The 17,533-nt window shown below is 36.6% G+C and carries 19 protein-coding genes and 1 tRNA gene; 9 read left to right on the top strand and 11 right to left on the bottom strand.

Going from position 1 to position 17,533, the window contains the following annotated elements; translation table 11 throughout:
• Nucleotides 1–67 precede the first annotated feature (67 nt).
• The 3 genes from J3U74_RS02885 to J3U74_RS02875 are packed head-to-tail and all read right to left on the bottom strand — an operon-like array spanning nucleotide 68 to nucleotide 2,299.
• Nucleotides 68–1,168, bottom strand: a complete 1,101-nt coding sequence (locus tag J3U74_RS02885) for a M20 peptidase aminoacylase family protein (RefSeq protein ID WP_267329730.1) — start codon at nucleotides 1,166–1,168, stop codon at nucleotides 68–70.
• A gap of 14 nt (nucleotides 1,169–1,182) precedes the next feature.
• Complete coding sequence (locus tag J3U74_RS02880; protein ID WP_267329731.1) at nucleotides 1,183–1,650, bottom strand: YjiG family protein; 468 nt, start codon at nucleotides 1,648–1,650, stop codon at nucleotides 1,183–1,185.
• A complete protein-coding gene (locus tag J3U74_RS02875; RefSeq protein ID WP_220219398.1) occupies nucleotides 1,643–2,299 on the bottom strand; it encodes a nucleoside recognition domain-containing protein in 657 nt (218 codons plus the stop codon). Before J3U74_RS02875 ends, J3U74_RS02880 begins: the two co-directional genes overlap by 8 nt.
• Nucleotides 2,300–2,963: 664 nt before the next feature.
• On the opposite strand from J3U74_RS02875, the gene J3U74_RS02870 reads away from it, so the two are divergent.
• From J3U74_RS02870 to J3U74_RS02855, 4 genes are all read left to right on the top strand, one after another.
• Nucleotides 2,964–3,287, top strand: a complete 324-nt coding sequence (locus J3U74_RS02870) for a DMT family transporter (RefSeq protein WP_220219399.1) — start codon at nucleotides 2,964–2,966, stop codon at nucleotides 3,285–3,287.
• A 115-nt stretch (nucleotides 3,288–3,402) separates the two neighbouring features.
• Nucleotides 3,403–3,717, top strand: a complete 315-nt coding sequence (locus J3U74_RS02865) for a DMT family transporter (protein WP_220219400.1) — start codon at nucleotides 3,403–3,405, stop codon at nucleotides 3,715–3,717.
• A gap of 216 nt (nucleotides 3,718–3,933) precedes the next feature.
• Nucleotides 3,934–4,009, top strand: a tRNA-Lys gene (locus J3U74_RS02860).
• A gap of 113 nt (nucleotides 4,010–4,122) precedes the next feature.
• Entirely contained in the window at nucleotides 4,123–4,455 is a 333-nt protein-coding gene (locus J3U74_RS02855; protein WP_220219401.1) for a DMT family transporter, read from the top strand.
• Between the two features lie 166 nt (nucleotides 4,456–4,621).
• On the opposite strand, the gene J3U74_RS02850 is transcribed toward J3U74_RS02855, so the two are convergent.
• Entirely contained in the window at nucleotides 4,622–5,224 is a 603-nt protein-coding gene (locus J3U74_RS02850) for a peroxiredoxin C (protein WP_267329732.1), read from the bottom strand.
• Nucleotides 5,225–5,343: 119 nt separating this feature from the next.
• The gene (gene srmB / locus J3U74_RS02845) at nucleotides 5,344–6,657 is read right to left on the bottom strand and encodes an ATP-dependent RNA helicase SrmB (RefSeq protein WP_220219403.1); all 1,314 of its coding nucleotides are present in this window, start codon (nucleotides 6,655–6,657) and stop codon (nucleotides 5,344–5,346) included.
• Nucleotides 6,658–7,066: 409 nt separating this feature from the next.
• Here srmB and trmA point away from each other — a divergent pair, with 409 nt between their 5' ends.
• The 3 genes from trmA (at nucleotide 7,067) to J3U74_RS02830 (ending at nucleotide 10,602) form a co-directional block, all read left to right on the top strand.
• The gene (gene trmA / locus J3U74_RS02840) at nucleotides 7,067–8,167 is read left to right on the top strand and encodes a tRNA (uridine(54)-C5)-methyltransferase TrmA (protein ID WP_267329733.1); all 1,101 of its coding nucleotides are present in this window, start codon (nucleotides 7,067–7,069) and stop codon (nucleotides 8,165–8,167) included.
• A 358-nt stretch (nucleotides 8,168–8,525) separates the two neighbouring features.
• Nucleotides 8,526–9,212, top strand: coding sequence for a heavy metal response regulator transcription factor (locus J3U74_RS02835; protein ID WP_220219405.1), 687 nt, complete (start codon nucleotides 8,526–8,528; stop codon nucleotides 9,210–9,212).
• Nucleotides 9,199–10,602: a heavy metal sensor histidine kinase gene (locus tag J3U74_RS02830; protein WP_220219406.1), complete on the top strand. Its 1,404-nt coding sequence runs from the start codon at nucleotides 9,199–9,201 to the stop codon at nucleotides 10,600–10,602. Before J3U74_RS02835 ends, J3U74_RS02830 begins: the two co-directional genes overlap by 14 nt.
• On the opposite strand, the gene J3U74_RS02825 is transcribed toward J3U74_RS02830, so the two are convergent.
• From J3U74_RS02825 to J3U74_RS02800, 6 genes are all read right to left on the bottom strand, one after another.
• The gene (locus tag J3U74_RS02825) at nucleotides 10,595–10,795 is read right to left on the bottom strand and encodes a YaeP family protein (protein WP_220219407.1); all 201 of its coding nucleotides are present in this window, start codon (nucleotides 10,793–10,795) and stop codon (nucleotides 10,595–10,597) included. The two genes, J3U74_RS02830 and J3U74_RS02825, sit on opposite strands and share 8 nt — an antisense overlap.
• 44 nt (nucleotides 10,796–10,839) lie before the next feature.
• The gene (gene rfaC, locus J3U74_RS02820; protein ID WP_267329734.1) at nucleotides 10,840–11,802 is read right to left on the bottom strand and encodes a lipopolysaccharide heptosyltransferase RfaC; all 963 of its coding nucleotides are present in this window, start codon (nucleotides 11,800–11,802) and stop codon (nucleotides 10,840–10,842) included.
• Between the two features lie 2 nt (nucleotides 11,803–11,804).
• On the bottom strand, nucleotides 11,805–12,851 hold the full coding sequence (rfaF, locus tag J3U74_RS02815) for an ADP-heptose--LPS heptosyltransferase RfaF (RefSeq protein WP_267329735.1): 1,047 nt from the start codon (nucleotides 12,849–12,851) through the stop codon (nucleotides 11,805–11,807).
• 11 nt (nucleotides 12,852–12,862) lie between these two features.
• A complete protein-coding gene (gene rfaD, locus J3U74_RS02810; RefSeq protein WP_267329736.1) occupies nucleotides 12,863–13,789 on the bottom strand; it encodes an ADP-glyceromanno-heptose 6-epimerase in 927 nt (308 codons plus the stop codon).
• 262 nt (nucleotides 13,790–14,051) lie between these two features.
• Nucleotides 14,052–14,828, bottom strand: a complete 777-nt coding sequence (locus J3U74_RS02805) for a methyltransferase domain-containing protein (RefSeq protein WP_267329737.1) — start codon at nucleotides 14,826–14,828, stop codon at nucleotides 14,052–14,054.
• Nucleotides 14,829–14,831: 3 nt separating this feature from the next.
• Nucleotides 14,832–15,563: a 1-acylglycerol-3-phosphate O-acyltransferase gene (locus J3U74_RS02800; RefSeq protein ID WP_220219412.1), complete on the bottom strand. Its 732-nt coding sequence runs from the start codon at nucleotides 15,561–15,563 to the stop codon at nucleotides 14,832–14,834.
• Between the two features lie 90 nt (nucleotides 15,564–15,653).
• Between J3U74_RS02800 and mnmD the strand changes: the two genes are divergently transcribed.
• Together mnmD and J3U74_RS02790 are read left to right on the top strand one after the other, a co-directional pair.
• Entirely contained in the window at nucleotides 15,654–16,364 is a 711-nt protein-coding gene (gene mnmD, locus J3U74_RS02795; protein WP_267329738.1) for a tRNA (5-methylaminomethyl-2-thiouridine)(34)-methyltransferase MnmD, read from the top strand.
• A gap of 122 nt (nucleotides 16,365–16,486) precedes the next feature.
• Nucleotides 16,487–17,416, top strand: coding sequence for a hypothetical protein (locus tag J3U74_RS02790; protein WP_267329739.1), 930 nt, complete (start codon nucleotides 16,487–16,489; stop codon nucleotides 17,414–17,416).
• The last annotated feature ends 117 nt before the right edge of the window (nucleotides 17,417–17,533 follow it).

Below are 17,533 nucleotides of genomic sequence, written 5' to 3'. Positions count from 1 at the left end.
CGGCATAGTTATTAGCGTAGTTATTGGTGTTGTGATTGGCACCATTATCGACATAGTTATGGTTAAATTAACCTAAAACTTTTAGTGCACAAGCTTTAGTAATTTTGACACCGTTTTCTAAAGCAGATAAATCAAACTTCATTTCCGGATGATGTAATCCCGGTGTTAAATCACAACCTAATCCCCAAAATCCTGCTTTAACATTACGTTCTCTTGGGTAATTAAAAAAGTCCTCGCCACCCGGGGTGAAGATAGGATCTTTTAATCCTTCACTACCTAACACATCAACGATAGCCTCAGTAATGATTTGGCTAACTTCGTTGTCGATCTCAGCTGCTGGGATCTCTTTTGATACTTCAATATCAGCTTTAGCGCCGATCGCTTCTACACTGAGTTTAATTGCTTGTAAGGTTTTGGCTTTTAACTCATCCATTGCCGGATTGGTCGGTGCTCTTAAATCCCAACAGACATAGGCTTTTGACGGAATGGCATTGGTGACGCCAGCATCACAAATACAGCGTGTCGCTTTTACGCTATAAGTTAAACTAGGCGCAAGATGAATGGTATTTACTGCTTGAATAGACATCATAGCGGCATCTAGTGCATTGACGCCTAGATGTGGCCGTGCGCCGTGCGCAGGTATACCATGGATATTAACTTCCACAGTGGTAGAAGCCGAATAATACATTGCCGGCGATGCGAAACCTTTTGGACATTCATCTTTAGGACGAAGATGAAGACCAATAATCATATCAACATCATCAATGGCGCCACCGGCAATCATCGCTAAAGCGCCAGAGCCTAGCTCTTCAGCGGGTTGAAAGATAAGCTTTAAACGGCCTTGCTTAATATTGCCTTCTTTTATTAGCTCTTCTGCTGCCGTTAACAAGATTGATGAGTGTCCGTCATGACCACAAGTATGTCTTGCACAATGTACGCCATCAATAATATGCCCAAGCGCATCCATATCAGCCCGTAAGGCAAGTACCGGTCCGGGTTTGCCAGAGTCATACTCCGCCACTATTCCGGTTGTATTATTAATATGACGAGTCACTTTATAACCTGCTTTTTCAAGCTCGTTTGCAATATAAGCCGCTGTTTGATGCTCTTGAAAACCAAGCTCAGGGATCTGATGCAAATGGTTATAGTGTTGTAAAACAGTAGACATTGATATCTCCTTTATCAAACAATAAACCGCATAACAATCATGGCAATTAAACCATTAACAATACTGTTTACCATAAGTAATGGCCAGTATTTTTTCGGCACATCAGCAACGCCCAGCAATCGCCCCATATATTGCAGTTGTGAGCCCATTAAGAAAATAGCGGGTGCCAAAATGGTAACATCGGTTGCGCTAAGTAAGCCTTGCGTAATTAAATTAACCGCCACACCGGTACCTGCTGAAGCGGATAACCAAGCTGTGAGTAAGACCGTAATGGCTTCGCCCGGTAGACCAAAAAGCCCCATTACCGGTGAAAAATAATCACCAATTAGCTGCATTAACCCTAAGCGTTTTAAGATTTCGGTAATAACAAAAGCCATGATGATATTGGGCATTAAGTTATTAATGGCAATATTGAAGCCTTTACGTGCGCCAATAACAAAAATATCTAATGGATTGTTGGTTTGATTTTGTGAATTACTCATTACTAAAATCCTTCTTATAAACTGAGTTTAGAACCAGACGCACTAAAATGGCACCGACAAACTTAAGTACAATCATCAGTACTAAAGGAATAAAAATGGCAACACTCATCGAAGCGAATAGGGCGGAACCGATTGAAAAATAATTATTAATCAATCCGGCACCCGAATATTGCCAAGCGCTGATAATCACTAAATCTTTTTTGGTGATTTGCTTGTCATCATATAATTCTTTAGTTAAAACCGCACCGGCGTCGGTACTTTGCAAATCAGTGATAAGCGCAAGCCCCGTTTTGCCCGGCACACCTAGGATAGGTTTAAGTAGCGGAGTTAATAATTTATGCGCAGCTCGAATGGTGCCATAGTGGGTAAATATTTCAAGAACGCCCAGGGCTAACATTACTGTGGGTATGAGCGAAAGGGCAAAGATAAAACCAGCTCGAGCACTGATGCCGCCTTCACCCACAAAACTATTTTTTTCCGGATGAAGCATCGTACCAAATTTACCACTTAGGCTGGTAAAATCAAATGCACCTAGCCACTCTTTTCCCTCTACATTAAAAAATAGGCCGGAAAAAAACAGTATAGCCACAATAAGTGAAATATACGCTTTTATTCCGACTTTTACTTCATTGTCAGATTTTTTTGACATGCGATCTTCCTTTTACGATTATTCAATCTTTTCATTTCAATATAAAAAAAATAATTACTGCACTTTTATCAACTTAATCTGTTATATTCTGTTTTATTTCTAATCAGTTATAGACAAATTAGTGTTAAATAGCGATATTAGCTATCAAAAGTAGCAGAAATTATTTTGGGTATTTTATACTGAATTTTGTTTAAATTGAAAATGTGATCGTTTTTATACAGTTGATTAACGTTGAAAAGGTGGCTGTTTTTCCCATAATGATTACTAATAAGACAACCAATTATATTCTGTTGGCATCATTATATTGTCGGCATTTTGATCCTAGCGTTTTTTTAAAAGTTTTACTTTCGTTTGATTGGTAAAAATAATGGCAGCAACAGTCTTAAACATTGACTTATAACAGTTTTAGCCTTGATATTTATTTTTCTTCGCTATAAAATCATTGAGTATGTTGAATTTTGCAATAAATTTTTTGTAAAAATGTTTCAGAAACTACCTACGTTTTAGTAAAAAATTGCGTTGTTTCTCTACTTTTAAACATCACGATCTTTAGGTGGCAAATTTGTTTAATTTGCGAACCGTCTTTTTATTTTCATCCAAAGCGTTAAGGTGAAAAAAGAAAATCAAGCAAAGCGAAAAAGTAATAAATTTCAGTGAGGTAGCTATGCATAGCAGGAATAAAGAGTGGGTATACGTTATACTGACCTGCTTTTTTGAATTGAGTTGGGTTCTTGGATTTACTATCGCAACCGAATTTTGGCACTGGATCATCATTGTGCTAGTGATTATTGTCGATTTTACTTGTCTGACTAAAGCGTGTAAAACCATACCAACCGGCACTGTATATGCAATCTTTTCGGGTGTGGGTGCGATTGGATCGGTTGCGATTGATGTGCTCCTTTTCGGGCAAACATTTAATCTTCTTCAACTGTTTTTTGTATTGTTAATCATTATTGGTGTTGTGCAGTTAAAACGTACTGATAGTTAAAATGTAATGATAGTTAATAGTTAATAGGTACAAACAGTTAACACGTATAAACAGTGAGTGCATTTAGATAATTAGTTTTTATAGATAGTCAAAGCGTTAAATTAGGAACTTTATTATGGGTTGGTTATTAATATTTACTGCATCGATTTTTGAGGTAGTTGGTGCTGTTGGGCTCAAACTCTATTCACAGCAAAAAAGCTTATTACGTATTGTACTGTATTGGGGCGGCTTTTTTGTTTCGTTTGCGCTCTTCTATTTTTCGTTACGTTATTTGGATTTAAGTATCGTTTACCCGGTTTGGGTCGGCCTTGGCACGTCCGGTGCGGTGTTAGCCAATATGTTTTTGTTTAATGAGCCTAAAAATATTCAGCGATTAATTGGTCTGACTATTATTATTATTGGTGTGGTTGGTTTGCATCTCACCATGTGATATACCGTTATTCACATTGATGAGATTAATCAAATATCGAGATCATTTTAGATACAACATACAACCATTAAGATTCTTACCAAATTTCTGCCTTTATTATGCTGATTTGATTTATTGAATTTTCTTTATTTTCAATATCAACTTATTTTCTAATTTCAACTTTTGATTAATTGCATTGCAGTCTAAATTTATATAGAATAATCACACTGTCTTAGTGGGTTGTTAGCTCAGTCGGTAGAGCAGTTGACTCTTAATCAATTGGTCGCGGGTTCGATCCCCTCACAACCCACCATATTTCTATTTTTCCTAAATTGAGTGATTATTTAGTTTTTTATTTATCATTTTTATCACTAAAATTAATGGCGAGTCTTCATTCTTTATTTCAACTAACTTATGAGTCATATTATGAATTCATATCTATTACTTTTTTTTGCAATTATTTGTGAAGTTATTGCAACTTCTTCCTTAAAACTGTCAAATGGTTTTACTCATTTACTGTATTCAATCATTACCATTGTTGGTTATAGTGCTTCGTTTTATATTCTTTCTTTAGCCTTAAAAACCATTCCTGTTGGGATTGCTTATGCGATTTGGTCGGGGATTGGGATTATTATTATCAGTTTAATCGCTTGGATCTTTATGAAACAGTCATTAGATCTAGCGGCTTTAATTGGTATGGGCTTTATTATATTTGGTGTGGTTATTATTAACCTATTTTCTAATGTTGCAGGACATTAATTTTATTAATTAGTCTTGATAACTGGCTTTGATACTCATTGAATGTGATCTGACGGGATATTTCGTTGAGTTGATTAGTATTAGGACATAAAAAAGCCGGAGTTTAACTCCGGCAAGTGCTTTTCAAAATATAATTAGGCTAGTTATAATCGATTATTTGCTTAATTTAAATTTCGTTAGCATGTTGTTTTAAGAAGCTAGCTACACCATTTGGATTAGCTTTCATACCTTGTTTGCCTTTAGTCCATTGAGCTGGACATACTTCACCGTGCTCTTCATGGAATTGGAAAGCATCGACGATACGTAGCATTTCATCAATGTTACGGCCAATTGGTAAATCATTAATAGTTTCATGACGAACAATACCCGATTTATCAATAAAGAATGATGCACGAAGCGCAACACCTGCTTCAGGATGTTCTACGCCATAAGCTTGCATAATACTATGTTTAATATCGGCAACGATAGGGAATTTCACTTCGCCAATACCACCTTTTTCTTGTGGCGTGTTGCGCCATGCATTGTGCACATACTCAGAGTCCATTGATACACCAATCACTTCTACACCACGTTTTTTAAACTCTTCTAAACGATGATCAAAGGCAATAATTTCAGAAGGGCATACAAAGGTGAAATCCATTGGCCAGAAGAAAACGACAGCATATTTTCCATTAATGTGTTGAGCTAAATTAAAATTATTTACGATCTCACCAGAACCTAAAACAGCTGCAGAAGTAAAATCAGGGGCTTTACGGGTGACTAATGTCATAAAATGTCTCCTTTTCAAACAAATATCAATCTAATTGGTATGCATTATAACAATTTAACGGGGAGGTCACAGTTGTTATAAGCAATTAATTTCATAAGCACAAACTATCAAGAAAGGTATTATTGTTCGGTTTTTTTTATCGATTTTTTGGGTTTACCTTTATTTTTTGTATCACGATGACGCAGTTTTACCTTTTTCTTGTTAGTTTCTTCGTGTTTTTTACTGATACTTTTTGATTTTGCCTTCTGCGAAGGTTTTTTCTTGGTTACCGGTTTAGGCGCACGAGTTTTTGGGCGTAAATGGTCAATAGTTCTTAATTTAATCGGTTCATTGATGTAGCGTTCGATTTTTTGTAATAACTCGTTATCGTGCGCTTCTATTAGCATGATAGCGGTGCCTTTTTTGCCGGCACGAGCTGTGCGACCTATGCGATGTAAATAGACGTCGGCTGTTTTTGGTGCATCAAAGTTGATCACATGCGTGATATCATCAATATCAATTCCTCGTGCCGCTACATCGGTTGCAACTAATACGTTAACGGTATTGTTGCTGATTCTTTTTATCGCTTCGTTACGCTTTGCTTGCACCATTTCGCCTTCTAAATAGCAGCTATGGATCCCCGCTTGATGCAGCATTGATACCAATTCATGAACACGTTCACGTTTGCGCACAAAAACAATTGTTTTTTTGAACTCTTCTTGTTTAAGCAAATGAGTTAATAGCGCCACTTTATGCGTTAAATCATCAGCTCGATAATAAAATTGTAGAATTTTTTTGCGCTCTTTGCGTGAAGGATCGGCATTGATTTCAACCGGATTATTTAATATGCGATTAGCAAAGTCATACAAGCCTTTACCTTCTAGTGTTGCAGAAAATAGTAAGGTTTGTTTGCGCCAACGTGTTTCAGCCGATATGGTTTCAACATCTTGCGAAAAGCCCATATCTAACATGCGATCAGCTTCATCTAAAATGAGCATTTCAACCGCACGACAATCAAAATTTTCTTCTTTGATGTATTGCAAAAGCCGTCCGGTAGTTGCTATTACGATATCTTGATTTTTGCTAAAGATCTCCGCATGGTTCATATAAGCGACACCACCGGTTATGGTTGCGATGCTTAAATGGGTTGATTGGGTAAGTTTTTGTGCTTGCTGAGCAATTTGCATGGCAAGTTCACGGGTTGGGGTTAAGATTAAAATTCTTGGTGGCCCAGGTTTGCGACGCGGGAAATCCAATAGATGTTGCACAGCCGGGATGAGAAAAGCTAATGTTTTACCGGTACCGGTTGGGGCTGAGCCTAAAATATCTTTGCCTTCTAATGCCGCCGGAATAGTTTGCGCTTGAATGACTGTTGGGGTGATGATGTTTTGTGCTTGTAAGTTCTCCACTAAAATATCATCAAGTTGTAGATCGGAAAATGTTTGTGTTGTCATAGCTATCTTTTTATCAGAAATTTGAGAAGTATTATAGCGACAATGTTTATAACTACAATCATTATCATGTGACATATTTTGATTTGATTTAATTACCGCTTAGTAAAGTTTATCTGTTGGTTATGGATATCGATGAACTACTTCAACTTTTTGTCATACAGCTTTGATTTGTTATTAATGGTTAAATTTTTTGTCAAGAAGTTTCAGAAAATGTATATGTTTAAGTAGAAACTTATCATCGTTTAGAGTTTGTGATAGAATGTGCGGCAAATTTGAAGGTATAGCTTTGAACAATATTTATTGTGTTGTCTGATTAAATGCTTAACCGTTCAGTTTTATCTTTACTAGTTGGATGTTGTTGTCCAAAAATCAACTCTCTGTTTTTTACTATAACGATCTGATAAACAAAATGACTGAATATTTCACCAACGATAATTACGAAGTACAATTACAAAATAAAATTACTCAATTAACAACATTATTGTCTGATTTTAACCTTCCTCAATTGGTCGTTCATTCCTCTCCAGTCAGTCATTATCGTATGCGAGCTGAGTTTAGAATATGGCATGATGGTGAAGATCTTTATCATATTATGTATGATAAAAAGACCAAAAAACGGGTGCGAATTGATACTTTCCCGATAGCGACAGTATTGATAAATCAAGCGATGCAAGCGATTTTACCGCTTTTAAAACACAATGAAACCTTACGCCATTTGCTGTTTCAAATAGATTATTTTTCAACCTTAAGTGGTCAGCTTTTAATTACACTTTTATATCATAAAAAGTTAGATGATAATTGGCTTGCGCAAGCCCAGCTTTTAAAGCAACAATTAGCCGAACAAGGTATTGAGGCTAATTTAGTCGGGCGTGCCAGTAATCAAAAAATTTGTCTCGATGTGGATTATGTTGACGAAGTTTTACCATTGCAAGATCGATCGCTGACCTATCGACAAGTTGAAAATAGCTTTACTCAACCCAATGCGGCAATCAATATTAAAATGCTCGAGTGGGCGTTAGCGGTGACTAAAAATTCAACCGGTGATTTACTGGAGTTTTATTGTGGTAATGGTAATTTTTCTATTGCGTTGGCGCAGAATTTCCGTCAGGTTTTAGCCACTGAAATTGCCAAAGCTTCGGTTTATTCAGCCCAGCATAATATTAAAGTCAATCATATAGATAATCTGAAAATTGTCCGATTGTCAGCTCAAGAATTTACCAGCGCTATTAAGAAAGAGCGTGAGTTTAATCGTTTGAAAGGCATTAATCTTGATGATTATCAGTGTAATACGGTACTTGTTGATCCGCCTCGTAGCGGTTTAGATGACGATACCATTACTATTCTTAAAAGCTATGACAAAATCATCTATATCTCTTGCAATCCTCAAACGCTCAAAGAGAATTTAAAACAGTTTTCACAAACGCACGATATTACCCATTTTGCGATGTTTGATCAGTTTCCCTATACTGATCATGTTGAAACGGGTATTGTTCTACATAAAAAGTCGTGATATTCGTATTAAAAAAGCAGAAATCTTGTTAAAATAGGCGAGATTTCAAATCTCTTTATATTTTGTTTTATTGTTTTATTAAGATAAGTGCTATTTTAGATAAAAAAAAACCCTAGATAAACTAGGGCTGCATTAAATTGCAAGGAATGGATGAAAGGAAATAAAACAATGAAACAATACTGTCTAGCCTCATGAATCATTGTGGTGCTAATATAACAAACACAAACAAACGAATTAATGACACAAACATTACAAAATAGTCATTACATTGTCATGATTGCATTTGAGTTTTTCATATATCCTATAACCCATTATGCAAATTCGATAACCTGATAAAACAACAAAGGAAATATTCAAAATGAAATTGTTAGTTGTTGAAGATGAACAAAAAACAGGAGAGTATCTTCGTCAGGGATTAGTTGAATCTGGATTTATAGTTGATCTGACTAATAACGGTCTCGATGGTTATCATCGAGCAATGACAGAAGACTATGATTTAATAATTCTCGATGTGATGCTTCCGGATATCGTCGGTTGGAAAATCGTTCAATCATTGCGAGAAGCGGGTAAAGATACTCAAATAATGTTACTAACTGCCATGGGCAGTGTTGAAGATAAAGTTAAAGGGCTAAATTTAGGTGCTGATGACTATTTAGTTAAACCTTTTTCATTTGCCGAACTATTAGCTCGGGTAAAATCACTTTTACGGCGTAATGTGCCACAAGTGAATAATTATCAATTAAGTATTGCTGATTTGGTAATGGACCTACCTAAACGAACCGTTACACGTGGCGATAAACGAATTGATTTAACCAATAAAGAGTTTTTACTATTGGAATATTTTTTACGCTATCCGGGCGAGGTATTGCCTAGATCGCTTATTGCCTCACAAGTGTGGGACATGAATTTTGATAGTGATACCAATGTTATTGATGTTGCAATTAGGCGTTTACGTAACAAAATCGATGCCGATTTTGAGCCTAAATTAATTCATACTGTCCGTGGAATGGGATATAAATTAGATGTATTGGATGAAGCAGAGTAAAATTATATCATTTCGCTTACCACTTATTGTATGCCTACTTACTTGTGGGCTACTTTACTGTTTTAGTTATCTTATCGAACGCTCTTTTGAGAAGTTTTCGATTCAACAAAATGTGACTGAATTAAATTCGGTTATTACTTCAGTTGAGCGAGAATTGACTTACTATTCTCCCGCTGATAATCGTGATGAGTTTTTCCAAAATCTGTTGTTAATTTTGACAGGTCACCATCATCTGTTTGTCTATATTTTAGATGATTCGGGAAAAATTGTTTATCGAACACGCGGCCCTAATCTGGCAATCGCTTTATCACAACGTGAATTCGAACGGATTATTGCCGAAAATAGTACCGCCATTTGGAATGTCGATAAATCATCTTACCGCATTGCTGCTTCAAGGGTTATGGTAGATGAAGGTAAACAGTTTACCACCATTGTTGCCGTTGGGCGTGATTTGCAACTCGAGTTTATTTATCGCTTGCGCATTGGTTTAGGTATACTTATTGCAATTGCGTGTGTTTTGGCGTTAATTGGATCGCTAATCTCTATTTATTACACCCAAAAACCGATTAACCGATTAATTAAGAAAATTGAGCGAATTAACTTAAAAAGCCTTAATTATCGAATCTCTACCGCCTCTGTGCCAACCAAATATGTGAGTTTAGTGAAAGCATTTAATAAGATGCTCAGCCGTATGGAAGATGTATTTCATCGGCAACGTAATTTCACAGCAGATATTGCTCATGAGATGCGTACACCAATTACTAATTTAACAACCCAAACACAAATTGTTTTAAATAATGCTCGCTCTACAGAAGAGTATCGAGAGATTTTATACTCTAATTTAGAAGAGTATGAAAAAATGTCACAAATGATATCTGATATGCTGTTCTTAGCGCAGGCAGATAACCGCCAATTAGTGCCAAATCTGATCGATATTGATATTCATCAGATGTTGACGATGATGTGTGAATACTTTGAACCGTTAACCGACGAGAAAAATATCACTATCGATTTGGAAGGTCAGTGTGCTCATATTCAAGGTGATAAGATGATGTTAGGGCGAGCGATTAGTAATATTCTATCCAACGCTATTCGTTATACACCTGAAAACGAAACAATCCGAATAAGCTTGAGTCAAGTAACGCAAAAGCGAATAAAAATTATTATTTCTAACCCCGGTAAAAAGATCGACAGTCGCCATTTACCGCACCTTTTCGACCGATTTTATCGTGTGGATGAATCACGTCATCGTAGCGGTAATGATTCATCCGGAGCGGGGATTGGGCTTGCGATCGTTAAATCGATTATTGAAACCCATAAAGGCTCGATTTATGTGGAATCGGACGATCAATCAACCCGCTTTGTGATTAATTTGCCAACGGCTATTTAACATCAAAATCACTAATTAATAGATTAGCTGCTGCATAAGCAGCTTTATCTTTTAATTCTTGGGGAACGTGCTCGTTACGCACTACTTCATCAAGAACTTGCATCACGGCACCTAGCGCATCATCAATATAACCGAGTTCGTTACTTCCAATTTGTGCATATTTTTGACGAATTGTTTCATGATACTGATTCATTTAACTTTATCCTTTAGTGTGTAAATTTGTCTTTCAAGCATTGATCATAAAAAGTGAGCCAATTTTTCATAAACTTGATTAGCGCTAATGCTTTGCATGCTTTTATCAGCGGAAATTATGCTGTGTTGATTTTTACCGTACCCACCAATTAGCTTAGGATCGGTTTGACCAAATAAGGTGATATTGGGTCTATCTAACGCCGCTGTTAAATGGCTCAATCCAGTATCAACCGATACTACTGCTTTTGCACCTGCGATGATCGTTGCAATTTCATCTAAGGCGAGTTTTGGCAACACTTGCACATGTTGAAAACCTTTAGCCAGCCTCAGTGCACGCTGCTCTTCATGCGGCGCACCCCATGGTAGTTTAATGGTTAACCCGGTTGGTTCAATTTGTTTAATTAATTCTCGCCATGCATCTTCTGTCCAATGTTTTTCATCACGAGTGGTGGCATGGAGAAATACCAGATATTGCATAGCGTCTTCTGGTAGCACCTGAGTAAAATGACGAGCAATAGCATAATCGCCAGTGTGGTTAGGGAAGGTATAATTTAAACTTTTAGCAAACAGTAACCTAACTCGCTCAATGGCATGCATCTGTTTTGGGACATGATGTTTAACATCATAAAACCAACTGGCAATAGGCTCTTTGATACTTTGACGATCTAAGCCATGTTTGATTCCACGGGCTTTACGAGTAATCAAAAAAGCACTTTTTATTAATCCTTGAGCATCGATGATACAATCATACTGTTGCTGGCGAAGCTGCTGGATAAATTGATGACGCTCTTTACGGACAGGGCGAGAAAACCAATTCTTTCGCCAGCGTCTGATTGCTACCGGTATGACGGTGTCAACCGCAAAATGCCAGCTAGGAATTTGGGCAAAATTTTCCTCAACAACCCAATCAAACGTGATATTGGGTATATGGTTTGCTGCATCGGTTAAGGCGGGTAAAGTGTGAAGCACATCACCCATTGAAGATGTTTTAACGACCAGTACACGCATAATTAATTACTCTTTTCACAGCGGACAATTAGCTTCATTAAACTTTCAAACACTTGATCGGGTTTAATATCTATCAAGCTTTGATGATATCCCTGTTCCGCATCACCTCGACGAACTCGGTGATAACCGGTAATTAACCGAATCACTTCAGCCTTATTTGACAATGGTGGGGTAAAATCCGGACTGCTTGGGCCATACAGCGCTACAAGCGGTCTATCAAGGGCTGCGGCAACGTGCATTAATCCTGAATCATTGGTTACCACTGCTTTACAAGCAGCAATTAGATTTATGGCCTGATCTAATTGAGTCTTTCCGGCTAGGTTAATGCATTGATCGCTGTGAGTCATCTTTGCCATAATCTGTTCACCGACTTGGCGATCATTGGCCGAACCAAAAATTAACACTTTAGCATGCTGTTTAACGATCATATCAGCAAGCGTTGCATAATGATAATCCGGCCAGCGCTTGGCTGGTCCAAATTCAGCCCCAGGACAAAAACCTATCAAAGGGGCATCTTGCGGAATATCAAAAGCGGTTAACGTTTCTAAAATTTCCGGCATGGTGACATGCAGTTTAGGCCACAGTATAGGTTGAGGGATATCTTTAGCTGAGTGCATCTCTTGCTTTGGATAGGCAAGGGCAACATAGCGCTCAACCATTAACGGATAAGCTTGCTTATTTAATTTACGAAGATCGTTGAGTAATCCGTAGCGCATTTCACCTTTCCAGCCTGTGCGTTTAGGAATTTTGGCAAAATAGGGGATCAAAGCAGATTTAAATGAATTAGGTAAAACGATAGCCTGTTGGTAATGATTTTCCCGTAGCGATTTGCCTAATTGATAACGCTTAGATAAAGCAAATTCACCATGACCTAGCGGCATGGCAATAGCTTGGCTAACTTCCGGCATTTTAGCTAATAAAGCTCGGCACCATGAAGGTGCCATAACGTCAATTTCAATATTGGGGTTAAGCTGTTTTAATGTTCGATATAAACTTTGCGACATCATCATATCGCCAACCCATGAAGGACCAATAATGAGAGTTTTCATTTTTTTCCTTTTTATTGTTCATTGAGCCATTTCATATATTCGGTTGTGCCTTCGGTCACAGTTTTGAACTTTATTTGACAACCTGCTTGTCGGAATTTAGTTAAATCAGCTTGAGTAAAGGTTTGGTAACGTCCTTTTAACTGCTCAGGGAAGGGAATATACTCAATTTCGCCTGTTTGATGATAACTCATAACAGCATCTGCTACGGTTTGGAAAGATTCCGCTTGACCGGTACCGCAATTGAAAATCCCGGATACTTGATTTTTCCAGAACCATAAATTGACATCAACCACATCACCAACATAAATGAAGTCACGTTTAAAGTTATCGCTACCGGCAAATAGTTTGGGTTTTTCACCCTTTTTCAATTGCTCATTGAGATGAAAAGCCACGCTTGCCATACTGCCTTTATGCGTTTCACGCGGTCCGTAAACATTGAAATAGCGAAAACCACAAACTTGCGATGTGGCTTGCGGTAAAATCTCTCTGACATATTGGTCAAATAAAAATTTAGAGTAACCATATACATTTAGTGGTTTTTCGTAGGCTCGCTCTTCAATAAAGTTATCACTACGACCGCCATAAGTTGCCGCTGATGAAGCATAAAGGAATGGGATATTGAAATCTAAACAGTAGTGTAAGAGATCTTTGGAATAGCTGTAATTGTTTTCCATCATGAATTTTCCGTCCCACTCAGTGGTTGCTGAGCAAGCGCCTTGATGAAAAATAACATCGATATCAAGATTTTCATTAGAGATGATTGCAGAAATAAACTCATCTTTGTCCATGTAATCAGCGATGTCTAAATCAGCTAAGTTTGCAAATTTAGTTCCGTCAGTTAAGTCATCGACAACTAAAATATCTTTATGTCCAATACTATTTAAACCTTTAACAATATTGCTTCCAATAAAACCTGCACCGCCAGTGACAACAATCATAATTACTACCTTTAAACGAATTAAATTTAATGCCTCTATAATACCGATTTATGACAAAATTTTCGAGTGTTCATTTAGATGCATATTGTTTTTTATCCGTTTTGAGAATAATTAATTACCATTGTTTGGTAGTAAGCGGTTAATTGCTATTTTTTATATCGATTAATTCATGCTTTTAGCGATGTTTATCAAAAATAGATGCAATGTAGAAAAATGGGTTGGGTAAAGAGATTGTCGTTTAAAACTCTCTCTTTCATTGAAATTACTCATTATTATGTTTTGCAGTTAATAAAATGTATCTTGCTAAACTAAGATAGGGTTCGGTTTGACAATACTGTTTTTCAAGCGCTAATAGTTGGTCAAAGTGTGTTTCAGACTTGCTTTTATTGATTAAATAATCATGAAAAACCCGGATGCCGATTTTATTTGTTATGGTAAAGTTAAGATCGGTTAACCAGGTATAAACTTCAGTTGGCTTTCTTGGAAAATCCGGCGATAAGGTCTTTTTTTTGCGTTTAGCTAAACCTGCTTGAGTATAACCAAAATTACCCAGTGTCACCGTTTTAAATAACAGTGCATCATAATTATAAAACATTAACGATAAGTAACCATCAGCTTTTAAATGTCTCTTTAAGGCGTTAATGACAGTTATTGGCTCAGCTACCCATTCTAAAACTGCATGGCAAATCACTAGATCAAATTGTTCATCTGTCACTTGGTCAAGCGTTTGTATGGCACTATGTATACACGTTATCGGTAAGTTTTCCGCTATCGCGGTTTGTTTTGTCTGTTCAAGCATCTGCGCTGAAATGTCACACAAGGTAATTTGATGCCCCAGTCTGGCAAGCTTACAAGCAATTTGTCCCTGCCCACCACCAGCATCAAGGATCTTTAGTGGTTTTTTAACACTACAGTCTGCTAAGATCTGTTCAAGTTCTTGCCAGACTATCGCCTCACGTATTTTACCTTTAGTTGTACCATAAATATTTTGTGCAAATTTAGCACTGATATCGTCAAAATTTCGATCTTGCTTATTCATACGTTAGTTTTGATTATTCAGCTTTTGTACTTGCGCATTGATTTGCGATAATTTTTCAGACATTAATTGATAACACTGTTCCATTAAGGCACGAGTATCGTCTTTTTGAAGGTTTTTGGTTTCAATCGGATCAAGCATCTCAACAATCACATGTCCGTTATTCAAACGATTGAGTTTAATTGAATTGGTATCAGACACACAGATTGGCACAATAGGTACACCTGCGGCTATAGCGGCTTTAAATGCGCCTGTTTTAAAAGGTAACAATCCTCGACCTTGACTTCGAGTCCCTTCGGGAAACATCCAGATAGATATGCCTCGATTGTTGATCTCTTTTACCACTTGGCTAATGGTATCGTGTGCTTTAGATTTATTATTACGATCAATTAAAATATTACCGGTTAGATAATAAAGTTGCCCAAAAAATGGGATCCATGCCAAACTCTTTTTCCCAACGGTGACGGTTTTCGGTTGAACGATGTCAGCGGCAACAATCATGTCATAATTATTTTGATGATTGGCAATAAATACACAGCTTCCCATGTTTTGGATATTGGAATATTGGCGGGTTTCAACTTTTACGCCCAAAATGGGCTTGAAAAAAAAGCTAAATAGATGCGCAAAGCGTGCAACATTTTTTGGATTACGCGGATTAAACAGGCAAAAAATAATACCTAAAACACAGATTATCACTCCTAAGATAACAACACTAATTAAGCGAAAAAGAAAAACCATAATTTACCTCATAAGTTAACTTAGCGTATTATATACGTAATCAGCATTAATATACAGTTTCCGCTACCGATAACAGCTAAAAGGACGGTTATGCCAAAATCAACAATTATTTGGGATGAAAACCAAACCGCAATTTCGACACATTTTAATGATGTCTATTTTAATACCCGTGGCGCAGTAGCCGAAACAAACTATGTTTTTGTTGAAGGAAATAATTTAGTTGAACGCTTTTTAACGCATCAGTCTGATACATTTATTGTTGGCGAAACCGGTTTTGGTTCTGGCTTGAGTTTTTTGGTACTATCCAAAGGGTTTTTAGCGTTTAAAAGACAATATCCTAATCACATTCTTCAACAATTGAAATTTTTCAGTGTAGAAAAATATCCATTATCAGCACAAGAGATGCTGCAGATGCATGAAAATGTGATAGATAATGACACGTTAGCCTTACTTGCTAAGCAGTTAAGATCTTATTTATTTCAATCTGAGCCGATTGAGGCGAATATCAGTTTAGCGATTTGTTATGATGATATTAGCGCCTATCCTGATTTCTTATCAAAATTTAATATACTTGTTGATGCATGGTTTTTTGACGGTTTTTCACCAGCAAAAAATCCTGATATGTGGTCACAACATTTATTTCAAGATTGTTTTAAATTAACCCGACCAGCGGGAACTTTTGCAACTTTTACTTCAGCAGGTTTTGTGCGCCGTAATTTAACCAATGCAGGTTTTCAAGTATTAAAGCGTAAAGGTTTTGGTATAAAACGTGAAATGTTAGTTGGCGTTAAGTCTTTATAAAATATGCTATAACGATTACGGAAATTACGGTAAACTTAGCCAATATTGCGATTTTAAATAAACATTTATCATTAATGGAATATAAATTGAGCTTAATTATTAATAAATAATAAGGAGTTAAGATGAAAATATTAAATACAGTTGTATTTGTTGTTGCTATAGCATTAAGTTTGGCCGGTTGTGAGAAAAAAGATTATGAGTATTATTCAAAAAATCTCGATGCTGCTGAAGCAAAAAGAGAAGAGTGTTCCAATGGATTAAGTAAAGCTCAGTTAGAAGGGGATCGCAAAGCATATGATAAATTAATCAATGATGAACAATGCATTGCTGCAAAAAACGCAATTATTAACGATAAAAAGTTAAAGGCGCAATTGGAAAGAGAGCGTGAGGAAGCTGAGAAGCAACAAGCACTAGATGCAGCGAAGGCCATTATAGTAAAAGAAACAGAAGGACTTACTTGGCAACAAACTATAAACGAATATTTGAAGGATGATGAATGCCAAGAATTTACGTTTGGAACTAGTAGTGCTAAATGTCAAGCTTGGAAGATTATTTATGATGAAAAGGCTCAAGAGGGTAAAGATCAGTTAAAACAGTTATCATTTGATGAAATCAAAGGTGAAATGCTGTCTTTATGTAAGCTCGATTCTAGAACGAAATCTAACTGTCGTGTAGCTGAACAAGCGTTAGAAGAAAAGGCTACAACTGAATTAGCAAATGATGATCTCAAAACCATTGAAGAAAAGGAATCTATTTATTGTTCTGATGATTTGAGATTTTCATCAGTTTGTAGAAGTAGCTGGCAAAAAGCTTGGGCAAAACAAAATCAGGAAGTTGTGAAATTTTTTGTTGATAATCAAGCGGAATTTATCAGTACCTATAATGCATGCGTTGATAAAGTCGTGGCTATTGATTCTACCGTTGATGACTGGTCAAAGAGAATTGAATTAAATCAAAATATTAAAGACAGTTATCCTTGTAGTCAAATAAGAGAAGCTGCTATTAAGCGAGGAATGTCCTATACCAATTTTAAAGAGAAAATTAGTAACTAGGATTCATCTAAAACCCCATGTTTAATGGGGTTTTAGATAATAGTAAATAATTGTGATTTGCCTATGTTTTTGATTGAATGATAAAACATTTATCTTCAGTCCAACCAATCCCAAGTA

It is taken from the genome of Gilliamella sp. B3892 (genome assembly GCF_026536305.1).
Lineage (GTDB): Bacteria > Pseudomonadota > Gammaproteobacteria > Enterobacterales > Orbaceae > Gilliamella.
The sequence above is the reverse complement of the archived record's forward strand: the minus strand, read 5'-3'. Positions and strand labels throughout refer to the sequence as shown.